The sequence below is a fragment of the Variovorax sp. WDL1 genome (genome assembly GCF_001541225.1).
Lineage (GTDB): Bacteria > Pseudomonadota > Gammaproteobacteria > Burkholderiales > Burkholderiaceae_C > Variovorax.
In genome coordinates, this window is the sequence record NZ_LMTS01000247.1 from 746 (window position 1) to 27,400 (window position 26,655).

The following is a 26,655-nucleotide window of genomic DNA, read 5'->3' on the forward strand; positions in this document are numbered from 1 at the left end:
CTGTCCGCGTGTCATGCCCAGGGCCGTGCCGGCCATCCGCACCCCAACCGGCACCTCGGCCAGGCCGGTCACGGTGTTGCGCATGATGGGCAGCAGCGAATAGAGCGTGAGTGCGATCAGCGCCGGCAAGGTGCCAATGGCACCGAGGAGAGAGATCAGCACCGCGAGCAGCGCCAGCGACGGCACGGTCTGCAGGAGCCCGGCAAGGCCGAGCACCAGGGCCCGCAGCCGCAGGTGCGGGAACACGGCAATGCCCAGCGGCACGGCGACGAGGATCGCCAGCCCGACCGAGATCGCCACCAGCAGAAGATGCTGGCGCGCGAGCCGGCCGAGGTCGGGGCCGAAGAGCTTGGCGACGAAGCCGCGCGCATCGTCGCCACCGGCAGCGCCGGCCTTCCCGCCCACGCCACCCTGCGCCAGAAAATCGCGCGCGATCACGTCGAAGGCGACGCCCTGCAACTCGGCACGCGCGTTCATCGCGATCATGGCGCGCTCGTCGATGCGGCCTTCGAGTTTCTGCAGCGCGGCCCAGGCGGCCGGCCAGCGCGTGGGGACGTCGAGCCGGTACAGCACCACTGCGTCGTAGCGCGGGAAGTAGCCGCGGTCGTCGGCCAGCACGCGCAGGCCGAGGTGGTCGATCTTGGCGTCGGTGGTGTAGATGTCGATGACGTCGACCTGCTTCGCCGCGATCGCGTCGTAAGCCAGGCCATGGTCCAGCCCGGTGGGCTTCTGCGCGAAGCCGTAGCGCGCGGCCAGGCCTTGCCAGCCATCGGCGCGGCCGATGAATTCGTTGGACAGGCCCAGCCGCAGATCGGGATGGCGCGCCAGGTCGCCGAGGGTGCGAACGCCGAGCCGATCGGCATCGGCCGCGCGCATGGCGAGCGCGTAGCCGTCGTTGAAGCCCAGCGGAATCGCGATGCCGAGGCCGAGCGGTGCGAGCGCGGCGTTCATCGCCTCGGGCGTCATGGGCTGCGGGTTCTTGAGGATCTCCAGCGCCACCGTGCCGGTGTATTCGGCGTACAGATCGATGCTGCCCGAGCGCAGGGCCTCGTAGACGATGGCGGTGTTCCCCAGGCCCTGCCGGAGCCGGGGCGGGGCCGACAGATGGGGCGCGGCGGTCTGCGCCAGCACCTCGGCCAGGATGTAGGACTCGGTGAAGCGCTTGGACCCGATGTCCAGGCCCGTGTCCTGCGCCTGCGAGGTTGCCGCTGCGCAGAGCAGGCCCAGGAAGGACAAGGCGAGAAGCCGCAGGTGGAGCAGGCAATGCATCCGGCGCAGTGTATCGGCGTGCCCCGGACTTGGCCGCACTCCTACAGCAGATCGTGCGCGGGGCTGATGCGACGCCATGGCGCGTGCGCCATAGTGAGAAGGTGCGCATCAATTACGTCCGGCGTGGCCAAGGCAAGTCGCTGCTGCTCGTCCATGGACTGGGCAGCAGCTGGCGCTCGTGGCAGAGCGTCATGGAACCGCTGGCGGCCAAGCGCAGCGTGACCGCGATCGACCTGCCTGGCTTCGGCAAGAGCCCGCCGCTGGACGGCGAGGTCTCGTTGCAGACGCTGGCCGACGCGCTCGCACAGTTCCTCCGGGAGCATGAGCTGATCGGCACCGATGCCGCCGGCAGCTCGATCGGCGCTCGCCTGTTGCTCGAACTGGCGCGCCGCGGAGGCGTAGTGGGCTCGGTGGTATCGCTGGGGCCGGGCGGCTTCTGGGTCGGCTGGGAGCGCTTCGTCTTCGCCGCATCGGTCTGGTTCTCGCACCGGCTTGCGCAGAGCCTGCAATTTGCCATGCCGACGCTCATTGCGCATGACTGGTCGCGCAGCCTCCTGCTGGCGCAGTTCTCGGTGCAGCCGGCTGCGCTGCCGCCTTCGATGGTGCTCGAGGAAATGCGAAGCTATGCCAGCGCGCGCTCCTACGGCGCGGTGTTGCGTGCGCTCCTGCGCGAGCCGGCGCAGCAGGGCGCGGATGCGGGCAGCCTGGCCAGGCCCCTGGTGATCGGCTGGGGGCGGCTCGACCGCGTCTGCCTCCCGCGGCAGGCGGCGCGCGCGCTGCAGCTCTATCCCGGGGCACGCCTGCACTGGTTCGAGCGCTGCGGCCATTTCCCGCACTGGGACGCGCCTGAGGAGACCACGCGCCTTATTCTCGAAGCCACGGCCGACTGACTGCACTACCCCAACCTGAAAAGGACTTCATGGCCTCCAAGAACAAGACGCACAAGGCGCGACCAAAGAAGAGCAACGACAACAACGGCTACGCGCCGCCGGCGCCGACGGCCGACATCCATGGAGCGAAGGAACTCCCGGCGGTGATCGTCGAGGGCTACAGCCTCCAGTTGCGCGGCGAGAACGGCTTCCTGGGCGACCAGGCCAGCCAAACGGCCTTCCGCGAGCTGCTGGAGCGCTGGCGCCGGCGTCATCGCAAGAAGGGCAAGCCGGATCCGCTGGGCGAGCAGCATTCCAAGGAGCTGGCGAAGGGTACGCTCGACGCCGCGCTGAAGGCAGGCAAGGCCACGGAAGCCACGGACATCGTCCACGCCGCCATCGAGGAGTTCGCCGAGGCCCTGTCCGAGGTCATCCAGAGCTTGCTTCGCCAGCCTTCGTGGGAGGGCGTCGAGCGCATCGTGATCGGCGGCGGCTTCCCGGAAAGCGACGTCGGCGAGCGCGCGGTGCTGCAGGCGGCTGCCATCCTCCAGGAAGCGAAAGTACGGACGCAGCTCGCACGCATCTGCCATGAGCCCGACGATGCCGGACTGCTCGGCTGGCTGCACCTGACCCCGCCCGAGCTGCTGGAACACTACGACGCCATCCTCGCGCTCGACATCGGCGGCACCAATGTGCGCTGCGGCATCGTGAAGACGCGGCGCAAGCGGGCGGCCGACCTGTCGAAGGCGAAGGTGATCCGACGCAAGAAGTGGCGCCATGCCGACGACGGCCCGAACCGGCGCATGCTGGTGGCAAGGCTGGCAGAGATGCTCGAAGACCAGGTCCACTATTGCAAGAAGGCAGGTATTCGCCTGGCGCCCTTCGTCGGCATCGGCTGCCCGGGATTGATCCGCAAGGACGGCTCTATCGCGCGTGGCGCGCAGAACATGCCCGGCGACTGGACCAGCGAGCACTTCCACCTGCCCACCGAGTTGGCCAGGAAGATCCCGACCATCCGCGGCGTGCCGACCATGGTGCTCATGCACAACGATGCGGTGGTGCAGGGTATGAGCGAGCTGCCTTTCATGCGCGACGTGAAGCGCTGGGCCGTGCTGACCATCGGCACGGGGTTGGGGAACGCAAGCTACACCAATCTGGAGTCGCCGAAGAAGCCATAGGAGAGGCTGACCCCTGGTCGGCCGCTACAGCCCGTTAGAGCTAGAGCTGGAAGGCGATCGTCAGCAGCAGGCCTTCCGCCACGTCGCGTACCAGGCCGGGGCGCCGCGCCCGGTAGGTCTCGCCGGCTGAGGCGGTGGTCTCGATCCACTGGGCGAGCCAGTCGATCTGCTCGGCGCCGTAGAACACCACTGCCGCCTCGTGGTTCAGCAGCAGGCTGCGCATGTCGAGGTTGATCGAGCCGCACAGCGCCAGCTGCTCGTCCACCACCACGGCCTTGGCGTGCGCCATGAAGGGCAGCATGCGGAAGCTGACGCCGGCGCGCGCGAGATCGCGCATGGCCCGTGCGCGTACGAAGTCGGCCAGCCGGTGGTTGGATTGCGCCGGCATCGCGATCGTGACCTGCACGCCGCGCCGTGCTGCCAGCCGCAGCGCGTCGCGCAGGCCGTCGCCGGGCACGAAGTAGGGCGTGACCGCGAGCAGCCGGTGCTCCGCGCGGAAGCAGGCGTCGATCAGCAGCGCATGGGCCGTGTCCTCGGTCTGGTCGGGTCCGCTGGGAAGGAACTGGGCAAGCTCGCCCGCCGGCGGCGCGACGGCGGCGATGGCGCGCGGCTTGCGCCCGCGCACCGAGGCCCAGTCGTGGTCGAACTGGCGCGCCGCCGCCACGGCCACGCTTCCCCGGAGATCGAAGGACAGGTCGCGCCAGGGCTGCGGGTGCTCGTGGTTGCCGAGGAAGTACTCGCCCGCGAGGTTGCGCCCGCCCGACCAGAGCCAGCCGTCGTCCGCGATGGTGAGCTTGCGGTGGTTGCGCAGGTTGCGCGGGCCCGTGCGGCGAAGGCTGAAGAGGGGGCGGAATACGGCCACCTCCGCGCCGGCGCCGCGCAACGTGTCGAAGTGATGGCGCGGCAGCGACAGGGCGCCGAAACCGTCGAGCAGCACGCGCACCTTGATGCCCTCGCGCGCGCGCCGCGACAGCCGGTTGATTGCCTCGTGGCCCAGCGCATCGTCGCCGATGATGAAGGTGCAGACGTCGATGCGCGTGCGCGCACCCTCGATCACCTCCCACAACGCGTCGCGTGCCGCGCCGCCGTCGGCATGGAAGCGCACCGCGCTGGGGCCGGGCGGCGCAAGGCCGAAGCTCTCGATCAGGTCGGCCGCCCAGTGCCCGGCCGGCACCGAGCGCGGCGGCCGGGGCGAACCTGAAGGCCGCAGCTTGCGCTGGCCGAACAACAGGTACATCGGGAGGATGAGGTAGGGCAGCAGCGCCAGGCCCATGACCCAGGCGATCGCGGTGGCGGGCGCGCGATGCTCGCGCCGCCCGCGCGTGGTCAGCACATAGACCAGGAGTGCGAAGGTCACGACCAGCAGGTGCTGCGACGGCGAGGGCAGCCAGTCCAGCCAGTCGTCGATGCGGTTCACGCGGTGCGGGCCTGATTCACGAGCTGACAGGCCCCAGGTGCGACTGGAGGGTGGGGGGCACGGGCCGCCCCTCCGAGGCCAGGAAGCGCATCATCGGCCCGACCACGGCGCGCACCGCGGGACGCGCGCCCACGCGCTCGCGCCAGGCCAGCAGGCGCGGCGTGGCGTCCGTCATGCCGGCACCCTTGCGGTCGGCGAAGATCTGCGCCATGTAGAAGGCGATATCGGCGAAGGAGTAGGGGCCGGCCAGGTGCTCGGCGTGCGCCAGCCGCTCTTCCATCTGCTCGTAGAAGCGCGCGCAGGCGGCGCAGGCCGCAACCGCCGCCTCGCTGCGCATGTCGTGCTGCAGGCCCATCAGCTTGATCACGTGCGGGAAGAACACCTCGTCGGAGAGGTGCTCGAGCTGGCGGGCGCGAGCGCGGCCGGCGACGTCGCGCGGCCACAGCGGGGGCTCGGGCACCTTGTCCTCGAGGTATTCGAAGATCTGCGTGGAGTCGAAGACCTCCACCTCGCCGTCGATCAGCACGGGCACCTGCCGCTTGGGATTGACGCGCAGCACCTCGGGGTGCTTGGGCAGGTAGTTGTCGTCCTTGTCGAAGGGAACCATGACGGCTTCGACCGCGATGCCTTTTTCGAACGCCGCGATCTGCGCCTTGGCGCCGAACATGCTGAGGGGGCCGGTGAAGAGCTTCATGGAGCGCGATCATGCCGCGACTTCACCGGGCACGCACCTCAGGTCGAGCCCCAGACCTCCTGAGCGACTTCCACCACCAGCCGCAGCTTCGCCCGCTGGTCCTCCACGGCGATCTTGTTGCCGTGCACCGTGCTGGAGAAACCGCATTGCGGCGACAGGGCCAGCTGCTCCAGCGGCACGTACTTCGCGGCGGCCTCGATGCGCTGCTTGAGCTCGTCCTTGTCTTCCAGCTGCCCGAACTTGGTGGTCACCAGGCCCAGCACCACGGTCTTTCCCTTGGGCAGGAAGCGCAGCGGCCGGAAGTCGCCCGAGCGTGCATCGTCGTATTCGAGGAAGTAGGCGTCCAGGTCCATCTCCTTGAGCAGCGCCTCGGCCACCGGCTCGTAGTTGCCGGCCGCCGCATGGGTGCTCTTGAAGTTGCCGCGGCACAGGTGCATCGCGAGCGTCATGCCCTCGGGCTTCTGCGCCACCACCTTGTTGATGAAGGCGGCGTAGCGGTGGGGCAACTCGTTGGGGTCGTCGCCGCGCTGGCGGGCTGCCTCGCGCATCTTCTCGTCGCACAGGTAGGCGAGGTTGGTGTCGTCCATCTGCACGTAGGTGCAGCCGGCATCGGCGAGCGAGCGCAGCTCGTCGCCGTAGGCGCGGGCCACGTCGTCGTAGAAGGTGGGGTCGAGCTCCGGGTAGGCGTCCTTGCTGATGCCGGCGCGGCCACCGCGGAAATGCAGCATCGTGGGCGAGGGGATGGTGACCTTGGGCGTGTTGCCAGGCGAGACCTGGCTCTTGAGGTACTGGAAGTCGGCCAACTGGATGGCCTTGGCATGGGTCACCTTGTCGATCACGCGCATCACTGGCGGTGCGAGCTCCTCGCTGCCGTCGGGCTTGCGGATGGTGACCGGGATGTCGGTCTTCACGCCGCCGAGCTGCTCCAGGAAGTCGATGTGGAAGTAGGTCCGGCGGAACTCGCCGTCGGTGATGCTCTTGAGGCCGACGTCCTCCTGGAACTTCACGATCTCGGTGATGGCTTTGTCTTCGACCTTGCGAAGTTGTTCGGGCGTGATCTCGCCCTTGGCTTTCTGCTCGCGGGCTTCGAGCAGGTACTGGGGGCGCAGGAAGCTGCCGACATGGTCGTAGCGGGCAGGCAGGCGGGCGTGTTCGGACATGGTGGGCTCCGTCGAAACTGAAAAAGAACGACCGATCGTAAACGCTGAGCAATCCGGTCGGATGAATACAGTGAGTTCAGTGTTTTCCCTTAAAAGAGGGCCAAAGTATTGGATATTGAGCGGTTACTGTATACATTGCGTATCCCATGAGTCGTTCCACAAGTCCTTTTCCCCTCGATGCCTGGTATGCGGCGGCCTACGACGTCGAGATCAAGCACAGCCTGCTCGCTCGTACCGTCTGCAACCAGAAACTGGTGCTGTACCGGCGCAACGATGGCCAGGTCGCCGCGCTGGAAGACGCTTGCTGGCACCGCCTGATGCCGCTCTCCCTCGGCCGGCTGGAAGGCGACGAGCTGGTCTGCGGCTACCACGGCCTGGTCTACAACAGCCAGGGCCGCTGCACCCACATGCCGAGCCAGGAGACGCTCAATCCATCGGCCTGCGTGCGCGCCTATCCGGTGGTGGAAAAGCACCGCTTCGTCTGGGTCTGGCCCGGCGACTCCGCCAAGGCCGACCCGGCGCTGGTGCCCGACATGCACTGGAACGACGACCCGGCTTGGGCCGGCGACGGCAAGATGATCCGCGTGGCCTGCGACTACCGGCTGGTGGTCGACAACCTGATGGACCTCACGCACGAGACTTTCGTGCATGGTTCCTCCATCGGCAACCGCGCGGTGGCGGAGGCGCCCTTCGTCGCGACGCACGGCGATCGTTCGGCCACCGTCACGCGGTGGATGGAGAACATCGACCCGCCGCCGTTCTGGGCTGCGCAAATCCGGCATGCCAGGGGCTACGAGGGCAAGGTCGACCGCTGGCAGATCATCCGCTTCGAGGGGCCCTGCACGGTCAACATCGACGTGGGCGTGGCCCCGGCGGGCAGCGGCGCGGTGCCGCGCGAAGGCCATCCAGGCGACCGGAGCAGGGGCGTGAATGGCTATGTGCTCAACACCATCACGCCCGAGACCGACACGACCTGCCTCTATTTCTGGGCGTTCGCGCGCAATTACTGCATCGGCGAGCAGCGGCTCACGCACGAATTGCGCGAGGGCGTGGCCGGCATCTTCCGCGAGGACGAGCTGGTGCTGGAGGCGCAGCAGCGCGCGATGGACGAGCGCCCCGGGCACGAGTTCCACAACCTCAACATCGACGCCGGTGCGATGTGGGCACGCCGACTGATCGACCAGATGATTGCGAAGGAGCGGCCGGCCGCGGCAACCATCCCTATCCGGCCGGTGCCTGCGGCGGAGGGCGCGTGAGCACGAGCAGCGAGACTTCTTCGGAAGCGGGGGGCTCGCAGGCGGTCAAGGCCCAACTGCGGCTGCGCGAGATGGTGCTGGCCGGCGAGCTGCCGGGCGGCACGCGCATCGCCGAGGTTGCGATCTCGGAGCAGCTGGGGGTTTCGCGCACGCCGGTGCGTAGCGCGCTCATGCGGCTCGAGCAGGAAGGCCTGCTCGAAGCCCTGCCCAACGGCGGCTATGCGGTGCGCACCTTCTCGGAACGCGACGTCGCCGACGCCATCGAGCTGCGCGGCACGCTCGAAGGCCTGTCGGCACGTCTGGCGGCCGAGCGCGGCGCGGCGCCCGTGGTGCTGCGCGAGGCGCGCGCCTGCTTGCGCCGCATCGACGAACTGCTGAAGGAACCTGCGCTCGACGACGCCGCCTTCTCACGCTATGTGGAATTCAACGGGCAGTTCCATCGCCTCCTGTCCGAGATGGCCGGCAGCCCGCTGCTCGCGCAGCAGATGGAGCGGGTGATCAACCTTCCCTTCGCGTCGCCCTCGGCCTTCGTGGTGGTGCAGGCCAATTCGCCGGCCGCGCGCGACATGCTGGTGATCGCGCAAGACCAGCATGGCCAGGTGCTCGACGCCATCGAGAACCGCGAAGGCTCGCGCGCCGAGGCGCTGATGCGCGAGCACAGCCGCATCGCCCAGCGCAACCTGCGCGAGGCGCTGCATGGTGCGCACAACCACCCCCTGCCCGGCGTGCAATTGATTCGCCGGCGAGCCTGAACCCCACCCATCTTGCGATGAACAGCGAAATCCACTGGATGCCTGCGCGCATCACGGCCTGCCGCGATCTGACGCCCACGGTGCGTGAGTTCGAGCTCACGCCCGAAGCGGGCCTGGCGGCCGGCTACGAGCCCGGGTCCCATCTCCAGGTCCAGGTGCTCGTCGGCACCACTGGCGCAGGCCGGATGCAGAAGCGCCACTACTCGCTCGTGGGCGAGCCTGACGGGCGCGCGTGGCGCATCGCCGTCAAGCGCCTGGACGACGGCCGGGGCGGCTCGCTCGCGATGTGGCGCCTGGGGCCCGGCGATCGCCTGCTGGTGACGCAGCCGCAGAACCACTTCGGCCTCGACACCACGGCGCCCGGCTACCTGCTGGTGGCGGGCGGCATCGGCATCACGCCGATGGTCTTCATGGCGCAGCGCCTGGGCGCGCTGGCGGCGCGCAGGGGCGTGCCGGTGCGCATGCTCTACGGCGCGCGAAGTACCGAGGAGCTGGCCTACCTTCCGTTGCTGCAGAAGGCGCTCGGAGGCTCGCAAGCCACCAGCTTCCAGGCCCACGCCGGCAGCGCGCCCATCGATTTCGCCGCCGAGATCGAGGCGTTGCCCCCTGGCGGTCAGCTCTACACCTGCGGGCCGGTGCCGATGCTGGAGGCCGTCAAGCGCGCCTGGACGGCGGCTGGGCGACCGCCGGCAGACCTGCGCTTCGAGACCTTCGGCAGCAGCGGCCGGCTGCCGGCGCAGGCATTCGAAGTCCGCATTCCGCGTCATGACCTCAGCATCCAGGTGCCCGCGGAAAGCAGCCTGCTCGAAGCGCTGGAAGCCGCGGGCGTGCAGACGCTGTGGGATTGCCGTCGCGGCGAATGCGGCCTGTGCGCGATGGACGTGCTCGCCGTCGATGGCGAGATCGACCACCGCGACGTGTTCCTCAGCGAACAGGAGAAGCGCGAAGGCCAGCGTATCTGTGCCTGCGTGTCACGCGCGGTCGGCAGCATCACCCTCGATTCCGCGTGGCGGCCCGACACGCCGTGAAGGCCCGGGGGCTTTGCGCGATCATCGCGCAAGCGATCGACGGATCGCGCAGAATCCAGGCCGGCGCGCTGGCGCCTTAGGTGTTTGCCAAGGCGCCAACGTCGATTCGATTGATCACAATACGCCCCGTTCCGATCCTCATCACAAGGAGACATCCATGCAACGTCGCCACCTAATGCAGGCCGCGAGCCTCACGGCCCTCGCTCTGGCCATGCCGCTGGCGCAGGCCCAGGGCAACACCTTCAAGATCGGCCTGGTGCTGCCGATGACAGGGCAGCAGGCCACCACCGGCCGGCAGATCGAGGCCGCGGCCCGGCTCTACATGGCGCAGAACGGCGACACCGTGGCGGGCAGGAAGATCGAGCTGATCATCAAGGACGACACCAGCCTGCCCGACGTGACCAAGCGCCTGGCGCAGGAGCTGGTGGTGAACGACAAGGTCAACGTGCTGGCAGGCTTCGGCATCACCCCCTCGGCCATGGCCACCGCGCCCATCGCCACCCAGTCGAAGACGCCGATGGTGGTGATGGCCGCCGCCACCTCCAGCATCACGGAGGCCTCGCCCTACATCGTGCGCACCAGCTTCACGCTGCCGCAGGTGTCGGTGGCGATGGGCGACTGGGCGCCCAAGAACGGCGTGAAGTCGGTGGTCACGTTGGTCACCGACTACGGGCCGGGCAACGACGCCGAGAAGTTCTTCGTCGAGCGCTTCCAGCTCAACGGGGGCAAGGTACTCGACAAGCTGCGCGTGCCGTTGCGCAACCCGGATTTCGCGCCCTTCCTGCAGAAGGTGCGCGACGCCAAGCCGGACGCGCTGTTCGTCTTCGTGCCCTCGGGCGCCGGCGCGGCGGTGATGAAGCAGTTCATCGAGCGCGGCATGGACAAGGCCGGCATCAAGATGATCGCCACCGGCGACGTGACGGACGACGACCAGCTCAACGACATGGGCGACGGCGCCCTGGGCGTGGTCACCACGCACCACTATTCGGCGGCACACCCGTCGGCGGCCAACAAGAAGTTCGTCGAGGCCTTCCAGAAGGCCAACAAGAACATGCGTCCCAACTTCATGGCGATGGGCGGCTACGACGGCATGCGCGTGATCTACGAGGCGCTCAAGGCCACCAAGGGGCAGGGCGGCGGCGATGCGCTGCTGGCGGCGATGAAGGGGCAGCTCTTCGAGAGCCCGCGCGGCCAGGTGCTGATCGACGCGCAGACGCGCGACATCGTGCAGGACGTGTACCTGCGCAAGGTCGAGAAAAAGGACGGGCAGCTCTACAACGTGGAGTTCGACGTGATCAAGGCGGTGAAGGATCCGGGCAAGAACAAGCAGTGATTCATCAAGCGACCGCGCGCTCCAGCCGCATGACCCCGCCGCGCTCCCTTCGGGAGACACCGCGGAACCGGCTTTGCCGGGCCGCAGGTGTTGCTCCCGGTAGGGGGTGGGCGCCCGACACGAAGTGCGGGCAACCTGGGGGCGAGCCATGTTGACCATTCTTTTCGACGGCATCGCCTACGGCATGCTGCTGTTCGTGCTCGCAGTCGGCCTGGCGGTGACGCTGGGGCTGATGAACTTCATCAACCTCGCGCACGGGGCCTTCGCGATGGCTGGCGGCTACCTGACGGTGTTCGCGATGCAGAAGGCGGGCGTGCCCTTCCTGGCCTGCCTGCCGCTGGCCTTCATCGTGGTCGGCCTGGCGGGCGCGCTGCTGGAACGCACGCTCTACCGGCCGATGTACGGCAAGCCGCACCTGGACCAGGTGCTGTTCTCGATCGGCCTGGCCTTCATGGCGGTGGCGGCCATCGACTACTTCGTCGGCTCCTCGCAGCAGAACATCCACCTGCCCGAATGGCTGCGGGGCCGCAGCGAGATCGGCGAGGATCCGTGGCTGCTGGGCATGGGGCACTACCGGCTCTTCATCATCGCGGTATGCGCCGTGCTCACCGTGGTGCTGCAGCTCATCCTCTCCAAGACGCGCTTCGGCAGCCGGCTGCGCGCAGCGGTGGACGATCCGCGCGTGGCGGCCGGACTCGGCATCAACGTCAACGTGGTGTTCCTCCTGACCTTTGCGGTCGGCTCGGGGCTCGCGGGCCTGGGTGGCGCGCTCGGGGCCGAGATCCTCGGCATGGACCCGACCTTCCCGCTCAAGTACATGATCTATTTCCTGATCGTGGTCTCGGTCGGCGGCACCTCGTCGATCACCGGGCCCCTGCTGGCCGCGCTGTTGCTCGGAATCGCCGACGTGGCGGGCAAGTACTTCATCCCCAAGATGGGGGCCTTCACGGTCTACCTTTTGATGATCCTGATCCTGATGTGGCGCCCGCAGGGATTGTTCACGCGCCGGGGAGGGCGCTAGCCAATGGATTCACGCGACGCGCTGCTGGCCAGGACGCGCTGGCGGCCCTGGGAGTTCGTCTTCTGGGCGGTGGTCTTCGTGCTGCCGGGGCTGCTGCCCTCGAAGGCGCTGATGATCAACGAGATCGCGATCATCGCGCTCTTCGCGCTGTCGCTGGACCTGATCCTCGGCTACACCGGCATCGTGTCGCTCGGGCATGCGGCCTTCTTCGGCTTCGGCGCCTACACGTCGGCCCTCTTCGCCAAGCACGTGATGCCGGACCCGACCGTGGGCCTGCTGGTCGCCATCGCCGCCTCGGCCGCGCTCGGCGCCGTGGCCAGCATCACCATCTTGCGCGGCAGCGACCTCACGCGGCTGATGGTCACGCTGGGCACCGCGCTGCTGCTGCTCGAGTTGGCCAACAAGCTGGACTGGCTCACCGGTGGCGCCGACGGGTTGCAGGGCGTGGTGATGGGGCCGGTGCTGGGCATGTTCGACTTCGACCTCTACGGCCGCACGGCGGCCTGGTACTCGCTTGCGGTGCTGTTGCTGCTGTTCCTCGTGATGCGGCGGCTGGTGCAGTCCTCCTTCGGCGCCACGCTCAAGGCGATTCGCGACAACCGGCTGCGCGCAATGGCGATCGGCATTCCCGTCGTCTCGCGCATCGCGGTGATCTACACCGTGGCCGCCGCGGTGGCCGGCGCGGCGGGCGCGCTGCTGGCTCAAACGACCGGCTTCGCCTCGCTCGACGTGCTGGCCTTCGACCGATCGGCCGACGTGCTGCTGATGCTGGTGATCGGCGGCGTGGGGTGGCTCTACGGCGGCATCGCCGGAGCCATCGTCTTCAAGCTGCTGCAGGACACGCTGTCGACCGTGACGCCACAGTACTGGATGTTCTGGATCGGGCTGATCCTGGTGCTGCTGGTGCTGGTCGGGCGAGACCGCCTGCTCAGGCCCTGGACCTGGTTCGGCCGGCGCGCGGGGGCGGTGCGATGAGCGATGTCGTGCTCACCGCCATCGGCCTGGTGATGCGCTTCGGCGGCATCACTGCCACCGACAACGTGACGCTGAACCTGAAGCGCGGCGCACGCCACGCGCTGATCGGTCCCAACGGCGCCGGCAAGACCACGCTGGTCAACTTGCTGACGGGCGTGCTCACGCCGACGGCCGGGCGCATCGTGCTGGAGGGTGAGGACATCACGCGCCTGGCGCCGCATGCGCGCGTGGCGCGCGGCATGGTACGTACCTTCCAGATCAACCAGCTTTTCGACTCGATGACGCCGCTGGAGACCTTGGCGCTGGTCGTGTCGCAGCGCTCGGGCCTGGGAGCGCAGTGGTGGCGGCCGCTGGGCGCGACGGCGCAGATCTCGGAGCGGGCGGCGCAGCTGCTGGAGCAGTTCCGTCTCGCCGACGTGGCGCGGCAGCCGACGCGGGAGCTGGCCTATGGCAAGCGCCGCCTGCTCGAGATCGCGATCGCGCTGGCCTGCGAGCCGCGCGTGCTGCTGCTGGATGAGCCCGTGGCCGGCGTACCGGCGGGCGAGCGCGAGGAGCTGCTGCAGACGGTGTCCGCGCTGCCGGCCGATGTCTCGGTGCTGCTGATCGAGCACGACATGGACCTTGTGTTCAGCTTCGCAGACCGCATGACGGTGCTGGTCAACGGAGCCGTGCTCACCGAGGGCGACCCCGACGCGATCGCCCGCGACCCGAAGGTCAAGGAGGTCTACCTGGGCCAGGGAGCGGTGCATGTCTGAGCTGCTGCGCATCGAGAAACTTAGCGCGGGGTACGGAGAGGCCGTGGTGCTGCACGACGTTTCGCTCCACCTCGGCGAAGGCCAGACGCTGGCGCTGCTGGGCCGCAACGGGACCGGCAAGACCACGCTGATCAATACGCTGGCCGGCGCGACGCGCCAGCACGGCGGCAGCATCGCGCTCTCGGGCGCGGCGCTGCACAAGCTCTCGCCGCACCAGCGCGCGGCAGCGGGCATCGGCTGGGTGCCGCAGGAGCGCAACATCTTCAAGTCGCTCACGGTGCACGAGAACCTGACGGCAGTGGAGCGACCCGGCCGGTGGAACCCGCAGCGCGTCTACGAGATGTTCCCTCGACTGGCCGAGCGCAAGCGCAACCTGGGCACGCAGCTGTCGGGCGGCGAGCAGCAAATGCTGGCCGTCGGCCGGGCGCTGGTGGTGAATCCGCGGCTGCTGCTGCTCGACGAGCCGCTCGAGGGACTGGCGCCGATTCTCGTGGAGGAGCTGCTGCGCGCAATCCGCCGTATCACGCAGGACGAGGGGCTCGCGGCCATCATCGTCGAGCAGCATCCGCAGGCCATCCTCGCGATCTCCGACGAGGCGGTGGTGCTCGACCATGGCACGGTGGTGCATGCCGATCGCGCGGCGACCCTGCGCGCCCAGCCCGAGGTGCTGGAGCGCTTGCTGGGCGTCTCGCGCTGACTGTGCGCCGGACCCCCGTTCACCAGCGGTCTGAACTCATCAGCGGTTCCCAGCGTCCTCCGCGCGGTCGATAGACGCCCACGCTGCCGTAGATCTGCTCGCCGTCGGGACCGAACTTCATCACATTGGTGACGGGGGCCATGAAGTCGAGCTCGCGAAGCTTGGCGGTCAGCACCTTGCCGTCGACCGACTTGGCCCGCTGCACGGCGTTGGACAGCAGGTACATGGCATCGTAGGTGTAGTGGGAGCCATACACCGGTGCGTGGCCATATGCAGCGCTGAAGGCGGCGACGAACTTCGCGCCGCGGTAGAACTCCCTCGGTTCCAGCACGGGCGACGTGGCGAAGACTTCGAGCGGGAGCTGCTGTGCCAGCAGCTTGTTGGTCTTGAGCGTGTCGCCGCCGACGATCTTGATGTTGTTCAGGCCGGCATCTGCCAGCTGCTCGATGAGCGCGACGACTTGAAAGTCCGCAAGGGTCGTGACGATGGTCTCGACCGAACGGGTCTTCAACTCCTTGACCAGCGAACCGAATTCGGTGGTCTTGTCGTCGAATGATCGGCGCAGGGCGACGGTCCGGCCATGGGCGTTGAGCGACTTTTCCGCCAGTTCAGCCAACGCCTTGCCATAGGACGAGCTGTCGTCGACGACAGCACAGGCGCCTGCGCTCTCGCTGAGCGTCGTGGCCGCGTAGGCGCCCATCGCGCGCCCCTGGATCGTATCGCTGGCCACCAGTCGCAGCGTCGTCGGAAAGCCGAGCTGCGTGTACTGGGGCTGGGTGGAAATGGCGAGCTGCGGAATGTTCTTCGCAGCGTAGATGGGCGCGGCCTGGATGCTCACGCCGGAATTGAGGTGACCGATGACCGCGACCACCCCCTCGTCGACAAGATGGCGCGCAACCTGCTCGCCGACGCCGGGGCTCGATTGATCGTCGACGGCGACGATCTCGAAACGCAATGTCTTGCCGTCCACCGCGACGCCGCTGGCGTTGATTTCCTTCACCGCCAGCTCGACGCCCTGGAGCATGTCCTTGCCCAGGGCGGCCAGCGGACCCGACAAAGGCTGGGCGACGCCGATCTTCACCGTGTCGGGGACCTTGGAACAGGCGATGAGCCCGACGAGCGCGAGTGCCGCAAAGCCAATACCGATGAGTCTCATGAACCCCCCTGAAAGTTGTAGAAAAAAATTCTACGAGGGGGTCCTGGCGATCTCGGGCGGTCGAACAGATTTCGCGAGCATTCATCTCACGATGGTCGACAAGCGCAGGGCAGGCAACGAAGAAGGCGCTCGAGACGCCTGCGCGACCGTTCAGTAGCCGACGGTGAAGCGCTGGCGGGGATGCGCGTGCTTCTCGATCTCGTCTGCCATGGCGATCGCATAGTCCTCCATCGAGATCCAGCTCTTGCCATTGGAGTCAGCCAGCAACTGGTCGCCGCCGGTGCGGTAGCGGCCTGTTCGCTCGCCCGGCTCGAGCAGCGCAGACGGCGAAAGGAAGGTCCAGTCCAGTTCCTTCTCGGCGCGCAGCGCCTCCAGAAAGCTGCGGCCCGCCAGCGCCTCGGCCTTGTAGGCAGAGGGGAACTCGGGCGTATCCACCAGCGTCCTGCCCGGCGCAATCTCGAGGCTGCCCGCGCCACCTACCACCAGCAGGCGCGGCACTCCGGCCTGCTTCGCCGCGGCGATGGCGGTGCCCGCGTCGATGCCGCCCGCGAAGTGGGTTGCGCTGACGACGGCGTCATGGCCGCGCAGCAACGGCACCAGCGCGTCGAGCCGGGTGGCATCGGCCTGTTGGGGCGTGAGCCCGGGCTTGGGCTGGACCTTGCCGATGTCTCGCGCGATGCCTGTGACGGTGTGGCCGCGTGCAAGCAACTCGTTGGCGATGCGTGAACCGACGCGGCCGGTGATGCCGAGGATGGCGAAGTGGCTCATGGAAGAACTCCTGGTTGAAGGGAAAGACAAGGACTCCAGGCGCTCGGGAAACTTGCCGAACCGCTGCGAGATGCCTCCGGTTGCCGGGGTGCGGGAACGATCTTATGTTTCTCGTTCCGATCGAAAAACCGCTTAGCATGCAAAGGTTTGTTGCTTGAATCGACCAGATCTTTATGGACCGCATCACCGCCGCGCAGGTATTTGTGAACGTGGCCGAACGCGGCAGCATGACCGCTACGGCCGAAACGCTGGGCATGTCCCGCGCCATGGTCACCCGCTATCTGGCCCAGATGGAGCGCTGGGCCGGCGCGCGCCTGCTGCACCGGACAACGCGCCGGCTCAGCCTCACGCCGGCAGGCGACGAGACGCTCTCGCGCAGCCGGCAGATGCTCGAGATTGCAGGCCAGGTGCCCGTGGCCGTCGATGCGCAGGCCGAGCTACCGCGCGGCCTGCTGCGGCTGAGCTGCGCCCAGTCCATGGCGCAGGACGTACTGGCGTCGGCGGTGACGGCCTTCCTGCAGCGTCATCCGGCGGTGGCGGTCGACTTGCAGACCAGCGACCGCACGGTGAACCTGGTGGAGGAGCGCATCGATCTCGCGATCCGGATCACCAACGAACTGGACCCGAACCTGATCGCGCGGCCCCTGGGCAGCTGCGGCTCGCTGGTGTGCGCCACGCCAGCCTACCTGGCCGCGCATGGAACGCCGCGTGCGCCGGAGGAGCTCGCGCTTCACAACTGCCTGACGCACTCCTATTTCGGCAAGAGCCTCTGGCAGTTCGAACGACAGGGCCGGCAGCTCGCGGTGCCGGTGGGCGGAAACCTGAGCGCCAACGATTCGCACGTGCTGCTGGCGGGCGCGCTCGAAGACGCTGGCATCACGATGCAGCCGGTGTATTCAGCCGCGCCGCTGGTGGCCAGTGGCAGGCTGGTCGCGCTACTGCCCGAATGGAAACCGCAGGCGCTGGGGGTCTACGGGGTCTACGGCTCGCGCCGGCAGATGCCCGCCGCGTTGCGCGCGATGCTGGATTTCCTGGCAGCGCGCTTCGCCGAAGAGCGCTACTGGCCGTCGGCAACGGGGCCGAAGAAGAAGCGCTGAGTGAATATCCAGGTCGGGTCGTTCTCTTTGCGTCTTCGCGGAACCTTCGCGTCTTCTGCGTCCGCATCTCAGCATCCCGGTCGTCAGCTGACCCGGGCACGCTCGCGCAAGTGCACGACCAGCAGCTTGGCCGCCGGGGAGAGATTGGCCTCGCTGCGAAAACAGATTGCAAAGCGCCGCTCGGCCCAGGCGTCGGACAGCGGCACCACGCGCAGCCCGAAGCTCTGCACCACGGGGTCGACCACTTCGCGTGGCACCACCGCAATCCCGAGGCCAGCGCGCACGCAGCGTAGCGCCGCGTCGAAGGTCGACACCACCGCGCGATAGCTGAGCGGCCGGCCGATGATGGCGGCCGCACGCGCCAGCATGGTGTGGACGGCGGTGGAGGCCGGCAGGCCGACGTGGTCGAACTCCAGGGTCTCCTCGAAGCTGCAGCGCCGGCGCCGCGCGATCGGATGGGAGGGGTGGGCAACCATGGCCAGCCGGTCGCGCCGGTAGGGCCAGGCCTGCAGCCCTTCGAGGTCTGCCGCGTCCCAGCACACGCCGACCGGGGCCGAGCCTTCGCGCAGCGCGCGGACCAGGTCCCGGCTGAGCGCCTCTTCGATGTCGACGCGAATGTCGCCATGCGCGGGTACCTGCAGGAAGTCCGCGATGTCGTCGGGCAGGAACTCGGCGATGGAGGATACGCTGGCCAGCACCCGCACCTGGCCCTTCACGCCGCGTCCGTAGGCGGCCATGTCGCGGGCCACGCGGTCGGCAGTGGCAAGCATGGCGCGTGCATGCTCCAGCAGGATCTCGCCAGCCGCCGTCGGCATGACGCCGCGCCGACGGCGCTCGAACAGCGTGGCGCCGACCACGCCTTCGAGCTGGGCCAGCCGCTTGCTGATGGCGGAGGCCACGATGTGGTGCTGTTCGCCGGCCCGGGCGATGTTGCGGGTCTCGCAGACCGCCACGAAAAGGCGCAGGCTCGTGAGGTCCAGGTCTCGCATGACGTTCCGTACCGGAATGTTGGGCGTGCCAGATTACCGCTTTTGCGAGCGATAGGGAACGCCTAGAGTTCAGGCAAGGACGGCTTCCTGCCGACCACGAGAGACAAAGCCCCATGCCCGCATCGAACCCGCGCCTGCCGCGCGCCGCCGTCATCCGCGAGGTCGGTCTTCGCGATGGCCTCCAGAGCATCGCGACCATCCTGCCCACCGAGCACAAGTGCGAGTGGATCCGCGCGGCCCATGCCGCGGGCCAGCGTGAGATCGAGGTTGGCTCCTTCGTGCCGGCGCGCTTGCTGCCGCAGCTGGCCGACACCGCCGAGCTGGTGAACTTCGCCAAGACGCTGCCCGGCCTCTTCGTCTCGGTGCTGGTGCCCAACCTGCGCGGCGCGGAGAGCGCGATTGCGAGCGGCGCCGATCTGATGATCGTGCCGCTGTCGGCCAGCCGTGCTCACAGTCTTGCCAACCTGCGCAAGACGCCGGACGAGGTGGTTGCGGAAGTCGCGCGTGTCCGCGCGGCGCGCGACGCAGCCGGCGCAAGGACGCTGATCGAAGGCGGAGTGGGCACGGCCTTTGGCTGCACGCTGCAGGGCGAGGTCGATCCAGGCGAGGTGCTGCGCCTGATGCAGGCCCTGCTCGACGCGGGCGCCGACCGGGTGAGCCTGGCCGACACCGTGGGCTATGCCGATCCGGCCATGGTGCGCGAGCTGTTCGAGCAGGCGCTGGAGATCGCAGGCGAGCGCTTCTGGTGCGGGCACTTCCACGATACGCGCGGCCTGGGCCTTGCCAACGTGTATGCGGCCCTGGAGCTGGGCGTGAACCGCTTCGATGCCTGCCTGGCCGGCATTGGCGGCTGCCCGCATGCGCCCGGCGCGAGTGGCAATGTCGCCACCGAGGACCTGGCCTACATGCTGGGCAGCATGGGCATCGCGACCGGGGTGGACATCGGGCAGTTGCTCTCGCTGCGTGCGCGGGTGGCCGACTGGCTGCATGGCGAGACGCTGCACGGCACGCTCTGGCAGGCCGGCCTGCCCAAGACCTTCACACCCGAAGCCCTGGCAGCCTGATACGAAAGCACCATGCAAACCGAAAACGATTCCCTGCCTCTCGCCGGCGTCCGCGTCGTCGAGTTCACCCACATGGTCATGGGCCCGACCTGCGGGATGATCCTGGCCGATCTCGGCGCCGAGGTGATCAAGATCGAGCCGCCCGGCGGCGACAAGACGCGTCGGCTGCCAGGCCTCGGCGTCGGCTTCTTCCGCTCCTTCAATCGCAACAAGAAGAGCGTGGTGCTCGACATCACGAGTGAAGAGGGGCGTGCCACGGCGAGCGAGCTGATCGGCCAGTGCGACGTGATGCTGGAGAACTTCCGGCCGGGGCTGATGAGCTCGCTGGGCCTCGACCACGAGACGCTCTCGAAGAAGTACCCGAGGCTGATCTATGTCTCGCACAAGGGCTTTCTGCCCGGCCCGTACGAGAAGCGGCTTGCGCTGGACGAGGTGGTGCAGATGATGGGCGGCCTGTCGTACATGACGGGCCCGCAAGGGCGTCCGCTGCGCGCGGGCACCTCGGTCAACGACATCATGGGCGGCATGTTCGGCGCCATCGGCGTGCTGGCGGCGCTGCGCGAGCGCGAGCGCACCGGCCGCGGGCAGGAGGTGCAGAGCGCATTGTTCGAGAACTGCGTCTTCCTGTCCTCGCAGCACATGCAGCAGTTTGCGATGACCGGCGAGCCGCCGCCGCCGATGCCCTCGCGCGTGTCGGCCTGGAGCGTCTACGACGTCTTCACGCTCGCCGGGGGCGAGCAGCTCTTCATCGGCGCTGTGAGCGACAAGCAGTTCCTCACGCTGTGCCGCGTCCTCGAGGCGCCCGAACTGGCTGCCGACCCGGCGCTCGCGAACAACGCGTTGCGCGTGGCGGTACGCCCGGCCCTGCTGCAGCGCCTGGGCGAGATCCTGGCGCACCATCGTGTCGAGGAACTCGCGCCGAGGCTCGAGGAGGCTGGCATTCCCTACGCCCCGATCGTGCGGCCCGACCAGTTGCTGCAGGACCCGCACCTGAAGGCGAGCGGCGGCCTCGTACCTATGGAAACCGACGATGGCGGCATGACCGAAGTGGTGCTGCTGCCGCTGCTGATGGGAGGCCGCCGCCCAGGCGTACGGCAGCCCCTGGCGCGCGTGGGCGAGCACACCGACGAGGTGCTGTCGCAGCTCGCGGCGCGCGAAGCGGCCTGAACGGCCAGCCCCTCGACGATTCGACACAGCCAAGGAGACATGACATGAACCCTATCCTCTCGCGCCGCACGATGCTGCACTTCGGCACTTGCGCACTCGCCGCCGCCGCGCTGCCTGCGCTGGCCCAGGGCGGCTCCGACAAGCCGGTGCGCATCGTCCTGCCGATCAGCGCCGGCTCGGGCGTGGACACCATCGCACGCGCTGCCGCCCCGGCGCTGGGCAAGGCCTTTGGCCGGCCGGTGGTGATCGAGAATCTGCCGGGCGCGGGCGGCATCACCGGTACCTCCGCCGTGGTGAAGGCGGCGCCGGACGGGCTCACGCTCGGCATGGTGTCGAACAACCACGTGATCAATCCGAGCGTCTACAAGAAGATGCCCTTCGACGCCCTCGACGACATCACGCCCATCAGCGTGGTGGGCGCGACACCGCTGCTGCTGGTGGTGAATCCGAAGGTGCCGGCGAAGAACGTGAAGGAGCTGGTGGCGCTGCTCAAGGCGAAGCCCGATGGCTACAACTACGCTTCCTCGGGGAACGGCACCATCATCCACCTGGCCGGCGAGATGTTCATGGACGAGGCCGGCGTGAAGGCGCGCCACATCCCCTACAAGGGCACCGGCCCGATGGTGACCGACATGATTGCGGGCCAGGTCGAGATCGGCGTGGTGGCCTTGCCGGCGGTGCAGCAGCACATCAAGAGCGGCGCGCTGCGCGCCATCGGACTGTGTGGCCCCGCACGCTCGCCGGCCGCGCCCGAGATCCCGACCATTGCGGAGCAGGGCCTGCCGAACTACAGCGTGGAGGGCTGGTTCGCCGTGATCGGACCGGCCCGGCTGCCCGCGGCCGAGGTCAAGCGCGCGCACGATGCCGTCGTGGCTGCCTTCACCACGGCCGAGGTGCGCGAGGCCATGGACAAGCAGGGCAACATCGTCAAGCCGACGACGCCGGAGGAGGCGGCCCGCTACTTCCGCAGCGAGGCCGAGCGCTACGCGGCGCTCGTCAAGAAGGCGAACGTGACGCTGGAGTAGGCGGCCCGGTCTCGGGACCGACGGCGCGGTACAGGGCGCGTACGAAATCAGATTGCGTGATCATCCCGGTGAGCCGCCGCTCGTCGTCGATGATCGGGATGTGATGGTGGCCGCCCTCGGAGAACAGCGGCACCAGCTCCACCATCGGCCGCTCCTCGCTGGATACGCGGACCTGCCGCGTCATGATCTGGCCGACCACCTCAGGCTTGCTCGACATGACGGTTCGCGTGGCCCGTATGAAGTCACGAAGGCGCCCGCCCAGGCCTTCGTGGTGGTCCAGGTCGATGTGGCGGAGGAAGTCCGCCCGCGTCACGATGCCCACCACTCGGCGCGTGCGGTCGATCACCGGCAGGGCCTTGATGCCGCGCGCCTGCATCAGGGCCCACGCCTCCTGCAGCGGCGTGCCGAACTCGGCGGCCACCGGGTCGCGCGACATGATGTCGGCGCAACGGACGGTGCCGAGGCGGCGCCGGTAGGACTCCAGCTCGGTATCGCGGATCAGCGACTCGAGGTCGTCGCGGCTGATGTCCAGCACCTGGTTGTAGCGCGCCAGCACCGCATCGACGTCGGCCGAGCTGAAGCGCGCATCGGCCTGCGGCGTGCGCGGCGCCAGCTGGACGTGCGGGTAGCGGCGCCCGGTCAGGGTGTTGTAGAGCACGCCGGCCATCACCAGCAGCACCGAATCGGCCAGGACGGGGTTGAGCGCGAAGGGAAAGTGTGTCGTGTGGTTGAGCGCCACCAGCAGCGCCACCGCGCCACCGGGCGGATGCAGGCAGCGCAGCGCGAACATCAGCGCGATGGCCAGGGCGGTCGCGACGGGGCCAACCCACGCGGCGTCGGGCATCCAGCGCGCGCAGGCGACGCCGACCAGCGCCGAAAACATGTTGCCCGCGATCACCGGCCAGGGCTGGGCGAGCGGGCTTGCCGGCAGCGCGAACACCAGAACGGCACTGGCGCCCAGCGGCGCGATCAGCCAGTGGCCGTGGCCGTCCGAATCCAGCCCGGCGAACTGCAGGATCAGCACGGTCAGCAGCAGGCCCAGCCCGGCACCGGCAACGGCGCGCAGGCGTTCGCGCGTATTGACGTTGGTGCGGCCCGGAAGCCAGGAGCGGGCGAAGGTGCGCAGTGCCTCCCGTCCCATGCTCAGGCGACCTCGCCGGCGACCCGGCGTCCGATCTCGGGCCAGCGGCCGTGCAGCCAGCCCCAGGCCACCAGGCCGATGCTCATCATCCCGATCGAGGTCAGCGCCAGCGCCAGCGTCGAATGCATGACGAGCGGGGCGACCACGCCGGCCACGATGCCGTTGGCCGTCGAGCCGATCACGGCCTGCAGCGAGGAAGCCATGCCGCGGCGCTCAGGATGCAGGTCGAGCACCAGCAGCGTGACCACCGGCACCATCAGCGCCCAGCCGAAGGCGAACACCGCGAGCGGCCACAGCGCCCAGGCCGCGTGCGGGGTGAAGAGGGCGTTGGCGACCACGTTGGCGATCGAGGTCAGCAACATGATCAGGAACCCGTCGCGGATCTGCCGCTTGGGCGCCACCTTGCCCGCCATGCGGCCGCTGGCCCAGGCGCCGGCCATGATGCCGCCGATGGTCAGCAGGAAGAACCAGAAGAACTGCGTGGGCGCGAGCGCGAGGTGATCCCCGAGGAAGGCAGGCGCGGCCAGCACGTAGAGGAACATGCCGTTGAAGGGCACGCCGCTGGCCAGCGCCAGCAGCAGGAAACGCGGGTCGGAGCACAGGTTCCAGTAGCCGCGCATCAGGTGCCGCACTTCGAAGGGTTGCCGCTGGCTGTGGTGCAGGGTTTCGGGCAGCAGCTTCCAGTTGGCGGCAAATAGCACCACGCCCACAGCCACCAGGAACCAGAAGATGCTGTGCCAGCCAAGGTGCACGTACAGGAAGCCGCCGATGATCGGGGCAATCGCCGGGGCGACGCCGAAGTAGATCGTGACCTGGCTCATGACCCGCTGTGCTTCCGCCGGGGGAAACATGTCGCGGATCACCGCACGCGAGACCACGATGCCCGCACCGGTCGACAGGCCCTGCAGCGCGCGGAAGAGCACCAGCTGGCCGATGGTCTGCGAGAGCGCGCAGCCCAGCGAGGCAATGGTGAACACCGCCAGGCCCCACAGCACCACCGGGCGGCGACCGAAGCTGTCGGAAAGCGCCCCGTGGAACAGGTTCATGAAGGCGAAGCCGAACAGATAGGCCGAGAGCGTCTGCTGCATCTCCGCCGGCGTTGCGCCGATGGTCTGGGCGATGCCTGAGAAGGCCGGGATGTAGGTATCGATCGAGAAGGGACCGAGCATGCCCAGCACCGCCAGCAGCACGGCCAGCGCCCAGCGTGGCGCCTGCCAGAGTTTGTTGGCGTCGGGGTTCATGCGGCCAGTCTCCGTTCTTCCGTTCTTGGTTTTGGTCTTGGTGTCGCGGCCAAAGAGAACGCCCGCCGCCTGTGAAGGCAAAGCGGGCGTTCGGGCTCGAGGATCCGCTGGGGATCAGAGCGTATCAATAAAGCTGCGCAGCTTGTCGGAACGCGAGGGATGCTTGAGCTTGCGCAATGCCTTTGCCTCGATCTGGCGGATACGCTCGCGCGTCACGTCGAACTGCTTGCCCACTTCTTCCAGCGTGTGGTCGGTGGACATCTCGATGCCGAAGCGCATGCGCAGCACCTTGGCTTCGCGCGGCGTCAAGCTGTCGAGGATGTCCTTGACCACGTCGCGAAGGCCAGCCTGCATCGCAGCCTCGATCGGCGCGGTGTTGCTGCTGTCCTCGATGAAGTCGCCCAGGTGCGAATCGTCGTCGTCGCCGATGGGGGTTTCCATCGAGATCGGCTCCTTGGCGATCTTCATGATCTTGCGGATCTTGTCTTCCGGGATCTCCATCTTGGCGGCCAGGATGCCGGCATCGGGCTCGAAGCCAAACTCCTGCAGATGCTGGCGGCTGATGCGGTTCATCTTGTTGATGGTCTCGATCATGTGCACCGGGATGCGGATGGTGCGCGCCTGGTCGGCGATCGAGCGCGTGATCGCCTGGCGGATCCACCACGTCGCATAGGTCGAGAACTTGTAGCCGCGGCGGTATTCGAACTTGTCGACCGCCTTCATCAGGCCGATGTTGCCTTCCTGGATCAGATCCAGGAACTGCAGGCCGCGGTTGGTGTACTTCTTGGCGATGGAGATCACGAGGCGCAGGTTGGCCTCGATCATTTCCTTCTTGGCATCGCGTGAGGAGGACTCGCCCTCGTTCATGCGCTTGTTGATGTCCTTGAGCTCGGCCAGCGGCACCACCACGCGTGACTGGATGTCGGTCAGCTTCTGCTGCAGTTCCTGCACCGGCGGGATATTGCGGGCCAGCACGGCGCTCCAGGGCTTGGCCGAAGCCGCCTGCTTCTCGACCCACTTGAGGTTGAGCAGGTTGGACGGCACGCGGTGGCCGTTCTTGTCGTAGCCGCTGAAGTCGCGGATGAACTCTTCCTGCGGGAAGCCGCACTTGTCCACGATGATGCGGCGCAGCTCGCGCTCCTTCTTGCGCACATCGTCCACCTGGGTGCGCACCAGGTCGCACAGCTTCTCGATGGTGCGGGCCGTGAAGCGGATGGTCATCAGCTCTTCCGAAAGCGCATGCTGCGCCTTCTGGTAGGCCGGCGTACCGTAGCCTTCCTTGTCGTAGACCCTGTGGACCTTCTCGAACAACACGGCGATCCGGTCGAAACGGGCCAGCGCTTCGTTCTTGAGCTCCTCGAGCTTCTTAGTCAGCGCCTTGGAGCCGCCCTTGCCGTCGTCGTCGTCTTCCTCGTCGAACTCGTCGAAGTCTTCCTCGGCCACGTAGTCATCGGCCTCGTTGGGGTTCGAGAAGCCGTCGACGATGGTGGAGATGACGACCTTGCCCTCGCGGATCTCCTGGCCCAGGCGCAGGATCTCGGCGATGGTGGCGGGCGAGGCCGAGATGGCCTCCATCATGGCCATCAGGCCGCCCTCGATGCGCTTGGCGATCTCGATCTCGCCCTCGCGCGTCAGCAGCTCGACGGTGCCCATCTCGCGCATGTACATGCGCACGGGGTCGGTGGTGCGGCCGAATTCGCTGTCGACCGTCGAGAGGGCGGCTTCGGCCTCCTCTTCGGCTTCTTCCACAGTGGTGGCGGTAGGCGCCGTGTTGTTCAGCAGCAGGGTCTCGGCGTCGGGCGTCTGCTCGTAGACCGCCACGCCCATGTCGTTGAGCATGGTGACCACGACTTCCATGGTCTCGGCGTCGACCAGCTTGTCGGGCAGGTGGTCTGAGATTTCGCCGTGCGTCAGGTAGCCGCGGGTCTTGCCCAGGGTGATCAGGGTCTTGAGGCGGGAACGGCGCTTGGCCAGGTCTTCTTCGGACAGTACCGTCTCGTCGAGGCCGAACTCCTTCATCAAGGCGCGTTCCTTGGCCTTGCTGATCTTCATGCGCAGGGGCTTGACCTTCTCTTCGGTCGCGGCGGGCTCATCACCGACCAGCTCGTCTTCGATGTCGGACAGATCGACGTCGCTGGCGGGCGCCTGAGCGGCGGCCTTGGGCTTGCGGCCACGCTTGGCGCCGCCAGCGGCGGGTGCGGCACCGGCCGCCTTGGGCGGACGGCCGACCTTGCGAGCGGCGGTGGCAGGCGCGGCGGCGACCGCTGCTGCGGTGGTCTTCTTGGGTTCGGCGGTGGGGGACGATTTGGTGGGCACGGTTTTCACTTTCGTTGCGGCTGTGGCCTTGGACGCGGCGGTACCCGTCTTAGTTGCCGGCAGGGCCGCAGCTTTCAACGGTTTCTCTGCAACCGGCTTGTCGGCGGCGGACACGGCAGGCTTCTTTGAACTGGGCATAAGACCTTCGTACAACAAGAATTGGACCAACAGAATCACGGGCGCCAACAGCCCGGCGCAGGCAGGAGCACAAAATAAACGGAAAGGGCGAACAAAAGGTCGCTGGCAACCCTCGAACGCGCTTCAAAAGACAAGATGTCGGGCGAACA

24 protein-coding genes are annotated in these 26,655 nt (G+C 67.9%); 14 read left to right on the forward strand and 10 right to left on the reverse strand.

The window, feature by feature from the left end; genetic code table 11:
* On the reverse strand, positions 1–1,269 hold a 1,269-nt coding region (locus APY03_RS30345; RefSeq protein WP_232324479.1), incomplete at its 3' end, for an ABC transporter permease/substrate-binding protein.
* Between the two features lie 29 nt (positions 1,270–1,298).
* On the opposite strand from APY03_RS30345, the gene APY03_RS30350 reads away from it, so the two are divergent.
* Positions 1,299–2,159, forward strand: a complete 861-nt coding sequence (locus tag APY03_RS30350) for an alpha/beta fold hydrolase (RefSeq protein WP_197913149.1) — start codon at positions 1,299–1,301, stop codon at positions 2,157–2,159.
* 29 nt (positions 2,160–2,188) lie between these two features.
* Positions 2,189–3,316: an ROK family protein gene (locus tag APY03_RS30355; RefSeq protein WP_232081124.1), complete on the forward strand. Its 1,128-nt coding sequence runs from the start codon at positions 2,189–2,191 to the stop codon at positions 3,314–3,316.
* Between the two features lie 40 nt (positions 3,317–3,356).
* On the opposite strand, the gene APY03_RS30360 is transcribed toward APY03_RS30355, so the two are convergent.
* From APY03_RS30360 to APY03_RS30370, 3 genes are read right to left on the reverse strand one after another with little or no spacing between them, the layout of a single operon-like run.
* Positions 3,357–4,733, reverse strand: coding sequence for a phospholipase D-like domain-containing protein (locus APY03_RS30360; RefSeq protein WP_232081123.1), 1,377 nt, complete (start codon positions 4,731–4,733; stop codon positions 3,357–3,359).
* 16 nt (positions 4,734–4,749) lie between these two features.
* A complete protein-coding gene (locus APY03_RS30365; protein ID WP_068682942.1) occupies positions 4,750–5,427 on the reverse strand; it encodes a glutathione S-transferase family protein in 678 nt (225 codons plus the stop codon).
* Positions 5,428–5,465: 38 nt separating this feature from the next.
* A complete protein-coding gene (locus APY03_RS30370; RefSeq protein ID WP_068682944.1) occupies positions 5,466–6,587 on the reverse strand; it encodes a 5-methyltetrahydropteroyltriglutamate--homocysteine S-methyltransferase in 1,122 nt (373 codons plus the stop codon).
* A gap of 146 nt (positions 6,588–6,733) precedes the next feature.
* On the opposite strand from APY03_RS30370, the gene APY03_RS30375 reads away from it, so the two are divergent.
* The 8 genes from APY03_RS30375 to APY03_RS30410 all read left to right on the forward strand — a co-directional run bounded on the left by APY03_RS30375 (position 6,734) and on the right by APY03_RS30410 (position 14,404).
* Positions 6,734–7,843 (forward strand): aromatic ring-hydroxylating dioxygenase subunit alpha, encoded by a 1,110-nt coding sequence (locus APY03_RS30375; protein ID WP_068682946.1) that lies wholly within the window; start codon positions 6,734–6,736, stop codon positions 7,841–7,843.
* Positions 7,840–8,595, forward strand: a complete 756-nt coding sequence (locus APY03_RS30380) for a GntR family transcriptional regulator (protein ID WP_068682948.1) — start codon at positions 7,840–7,842, stop codon at positions 8,593–8,595. The genes APY03_RS30375 and APY03_RS30380 overlap by 4 nt, the downstream gene beginning before the upstream one ends.
* A gap of 17 nt (positions 8,596–8,612) precedes the next feature.
* Positions 8,613–9,623 carry a PDR/VanB family oxidoreductase gene (locus tag APY03_RS30385; protein WP_068682950.1) on the forward strand — a complete coding sequence of 337 codons (1,011 nt, stop codon included), beginning with the start codon at positions 8,613–8,615 and terminating at the stop codon, positions 9,621–9,623.
* 157 nt (positions 9,624–9,780) lie between these two features.
* The gene (locus tag APY03_RS30390) at positions 9,781–10,956 is read left to right on the forward strand and encodes an ABC transporter substrate-binding protein (protein WP_068682952.1); all 1,176 of its coding nucleotides are present in this window, start codon (positions 9,781–9,783) and stop codon (positions 10,954–10,956) included.
* A 148-nt stretch (positions 10,957–11,104) separates the two neighbouring features.
* A complete protein-coding gene (locus APY03_RS30395) occupies positions 11,105–11,977 on the forward strand; it encodes a branched-chain amino acid ABC transporter permease (RefSeq protein ID WP_068682954.1) in 873 nt (290 codons plus the stop codon).
* Positions 11,978–11,980: 3 nt separating this feature from the next.
* Positions 11,981–12,952 carry a branched-chain amino acid ABC transporter permease gene (locus APY03_RS30400; protein WP_068682956.1) on the forward strand — a complete coding sequence of 324 codons (972 nt, stop codon included), beginning with the start codon at positions 11,981–11,983 and terminating at the stop codon, positions 12,950–12,952.
* Positions 12,949–13,707 carry an ABC transporter ATP-binding protein gene (locus APY03_RS30405; RefSeq protein ID WP_068682957.1) on the forward strand — a complete coding sequence of 253 codons (759 nt, stop codon included), beginning with the start codon at positions 12,949–12,951 and terminating at the stop codon, positions 13,705–13,707. Before APY03_RS30400 ends, APY03_RS30405 begins: the two co-directional genes overlap by 4 nt.
* Complete coding sequence (locus APY03_RS30410) at positions 13,700–14,404, forward strand: ABC transporter ATP-binding protein (protein WP_068682958.1); 705 nt, start codon at positions 13,700–13,702, stop codon at positions 14,402–14,404. The genes APY03_RS30405 and APY03_RS30410 overlap by 8 nt, the downstream gene beginning before the upstream one ends.
* 19 nt (positions 14,405–14,423) lie before the next feature.
* Here APY03_RS30410 and APY03_RS30415 read toward each other — a convergent pair whose 3' ends face one another.
* Both APY03_RS30415 and APY03_RS30420 read right to left on the reverse strand, forming a co-directional pair.
* Entirely contained in the window at positions 14,424–15,560 is a 1,137-nt protein-coding gene (locus tag APY03_RS30415) for a branched-chain amino acid ABC transporter substrate-binding protein (RefSeq protein WP_068682960.1), read from the reverse strand.
* Positions 15,561–15,710: 150 nt separating this feature from the next.
* On the reverse strand, positions 15,711–16,328 hold the full coding sequence (locus APY03_RS30420; protein WP_068682962.1) for an NAD(P)-dependent oxidoreductase: 618 nt from the start codon (positions 16,326–16,328) through the stop codon (positions 15,711–15,713).
* Positions 16,329–16,501: 173 nt separating this feature from the next.
* Between APY03_RS30420 and APY03_RS30425 the strand changes: the two genes are divergently transcribed.
* A complete protein-coding gene (locus tag APY03_RS30425; RefSeq protein WP_068682964.1) occupies positions 16,502–17,425 on the forward strand; it encodes a LysR family transcriptional regulator in 924 nt (307 codons plus the stop codon).
* Between the two features lie 83 nt (positions 17,426–17,508).
* Here the strand turns inward: APY03_RS30425 and APY03_RS30430 are convergent, their stop codons facing one another.
* On the reverse strand, positions 17,509–18,414 hold the full coding sequence (locus APY03_RS30430; RefSeq protein WP_068682966.1) for a LysR family transcriptional regulator: 906 nt from the start codon (positions 18,412–18,414) through the stop codon (positions 17,509–17,511).
* A 113-nt stretch (positions 18,415–18,527) separates the two neighbouring features.
* Between APY03_RS30430 and APY03_RS30435 the strand changes: the two genes are divergently transcribed.
* The 3 genes from APY03_RS30435 to APY03_RS30445 are packed head-to-tail and all read left to right on the forward strand — an operon-like array spanning position 18,528 to position 21,670.
* Positions 18,528–19,478 (forward strand): hydroxymethylglutaryl-CoA lyase, encoded by a 951-nt coding sequence (locus APY03_RS30435; protein WP_068682968.1) that lies wholly within the window; start codon positions 18,528–18,530, stop codon positions 19,476–19,478.
* A gap of 12 nt (positions 19,479–19,490) precedes the next feature.
* Complete coding sequence (locus APY03_RS30440) at positions 19,491–20,645, forward strand: CaiB/BaiF CoA transferase family protein (RefSeq protein WP_068682970.1); 1,155 nt, start codon at positions 19,491–19,493, stop codon at positions 20,643–20,645.
* A 44-nt stretch (positions 20,646–20,689) separates the two neighbouring features.
* Entirely contained in the window at positions 20,690–21,670 is a 981-nt protein-coding gene (locus tag APY03_RS30445; RefSeq protein ID WP_068682972.1) for a tripartite tricarboxylate transporter substrate binding protein, read from the forward strand.
* On the opposite strand, the gene APY03_RS30450 is transcribed toward APY03_RS30445, so the two are convergent.
* From APY03_RS30450 to rpoD, 3 genes are all read right to left on the reverse strand, one after another.
* A complete protein-coding gene (locus APY03_RS30450; RefSeq protein ID WP_068682973.1) occupies positions 21,642–22,811 on the reverse strand; it encodes an HPP family protein in 1,170 nt (389 codons plus the stop codon). The genes APY03_RS30445 and APY03_RS30450 overlap by 29 nt on opposite strands.
* Positions 22,812–22,813: 2 nt before the next feature.
* Positions 22,814–24,052, reverse strand: a complete 1,239-nt coding sequence (locus tag APY03_RS30455; protein ID WP_068682975.1) for a multidrug effflux MFS transporter — start codon at positions 24,050–24,052, stop codon at positions 22,814–22,816.
* Positions 24,053–24,166: 114 nt separating this feature from the next.
* Positions 24,167–26,506 carry an RNA polymerase sigma factor RpoD gene (gene rpoD / locus APY03_RS30460; protein WP_068682977.1) on the reverse strand — a complete coding sequence of 780 codons (2,340 nt, stop codon included), beginning with the start codon at positions 26,504–26,506 and terminating at the stop codon, positions 24,167–24,169.
* Positions 26,507–26,655 lie beyond the last annotated feature (149 nt).

Excerpts from the sequence above, each read along its gene's own strand:
- APY03_RS30355 (WP_232081124.1), top strand. The coding sequence starts at position 2,189 with ATGGCCTCCAAGAACAAGACGCACAAGGCGCGACCAAAGAAGAGCAAC.
- APY03_RS30365 (WP_068682942.1), bottom strand. The coding sequence starts at position 5,427 with ATGAAGCTCTTCACCGGCCCCCTCAGCATGTTCGGCGCCAAGGCGCAG.
- APY03_RS30370 (WP_068682944.1), bottom strand. The coding sequence starts at position 6,587 with ATGTCCGAACACGCCCGCCTGCCTGCCCGCTACGACCATGTCGGCAGC.
- APY03_RS30375 (WP_068682946.1), top strand. The coding sequence starts at position 6,734 with ATGAGTCGTTCCACAAGTCCTTTTCCCCTCGATGCCTGGTATGCGGCG.
- APY03_RS30385 (WP_068682950.1), top strand. The coding sequence starts at position 8,613 with ATGAACAGCGAAATCCACTGGATGCCTGCGCGCATCACGGCCTGCCGC.
- APY03_RS30390 (WP_068682952.1), top strand. The coding sequence starts at position 9,781 with ATGCAACGTCGCCACCTAATGCAGGCCGCGAGCCTCACGGCCCTCGCT.
- APY03_RS30395 (WP_068682954.1), top strand. The coding sequence starts at position 11,105 with ATGTTGACCATTCTTTTCGACGGCATCGCCTACGGCATGCTGCTGTTC.
- APY03_RS30400 (WP_068682956.1), top strand. The coding sequence starts at position 11,981 with ATGGATTCACGCGACGCGCTGCTGGCCAGGACGCGCTGGCGGCCCTGG.
- APY03_RS30405 (WP_068682957.1), top strand. The coding sequence starts at position 12,949 with ATGAGCGATGTCGTGCTCACCGCCATCGGCCTGGTGATGCGCTTCGGC.
- APY03_RS30410 (WP_068682958.1), top strand. The coding sequence starts at position 13,700 with ATGTCTGAGCTGCTGCGCATCGAGAAACTTAGCGCGGGGTACGGAGAG.
- APY03_RS30415 (WP_068682960.1), bottom strand. The coding sequence starts at position 15,560 with ATGAGACTCATCGGTATTGGCTTTGCGGCACTCGCGCTCGTCGGGCTC.
- APY03_RS30420 (WP_068682962.1), bottom strand. The coding sequence starts at position 16,328 with ATGAGCCACTTCGCCATCCTCGGCATCACCGGCCGCGTCGGTTCACGC.
- APY03_RS30425 (WP_068682964.1), top strand. The coding sequence starts at position 16,502 with ATGGACCGCATCACCGCCGCGCAGGTATTTGTGAACGTGGCCGAACGC.
- APY03_RS30430 (WP_068682966.1), bottom strand. The coding sequence starts at position 18,414 with ATGCGAGACCTGGACCTCACGAGCCTGCGCCTTTTCGTGGCGGTCTGC.
- APY03_RS30435 (WP_068682968.1), top strand. The coding sequence starts at position 18,528 with ATGCCCGCATCGAACCCGCGCCTGCCGCGCGCCGCCGTCATCCGCGAG.
- APY03_RS30440 (WP_068682970.1), top strand. The coding sequence starts at position 19,491 with ATGCAAACCGAAAACGATTCCCTGCCTCTCGCCGGCGTCCGCGTCGTC.
- APY03_RS30445 (WP_068682972.1), top strand. The coding sequence starts at position 20,690 with ATGAACCCTATCCTCTCGCGCCGCACGATGCTGCACTTCGGCACTTGC.
- APY03_RS30450 (WP_068682973.1), bottom strand. The coding sequence starts at position 22,811 with ATGGGACGGGAGGCACTGCGCACCTTCGCCCGCTCCTGGCTTCCGGGC.
- APY03_RS30455 (WP_068682975.1), bottom strand. The coding sequence starts at position 24,052 with ATGAACCCCGACGCCAACAAACTCTGGCAGGCGCCACGCTGGGCGCTG.
- rpoD (WP_068682977.1), bottom strand. The coding sequence starts at position 26,506 with ATGCCCAGTTCAAAGAAGCCTGCCGTGTCCGCCGCCGACAAGCCGGTT.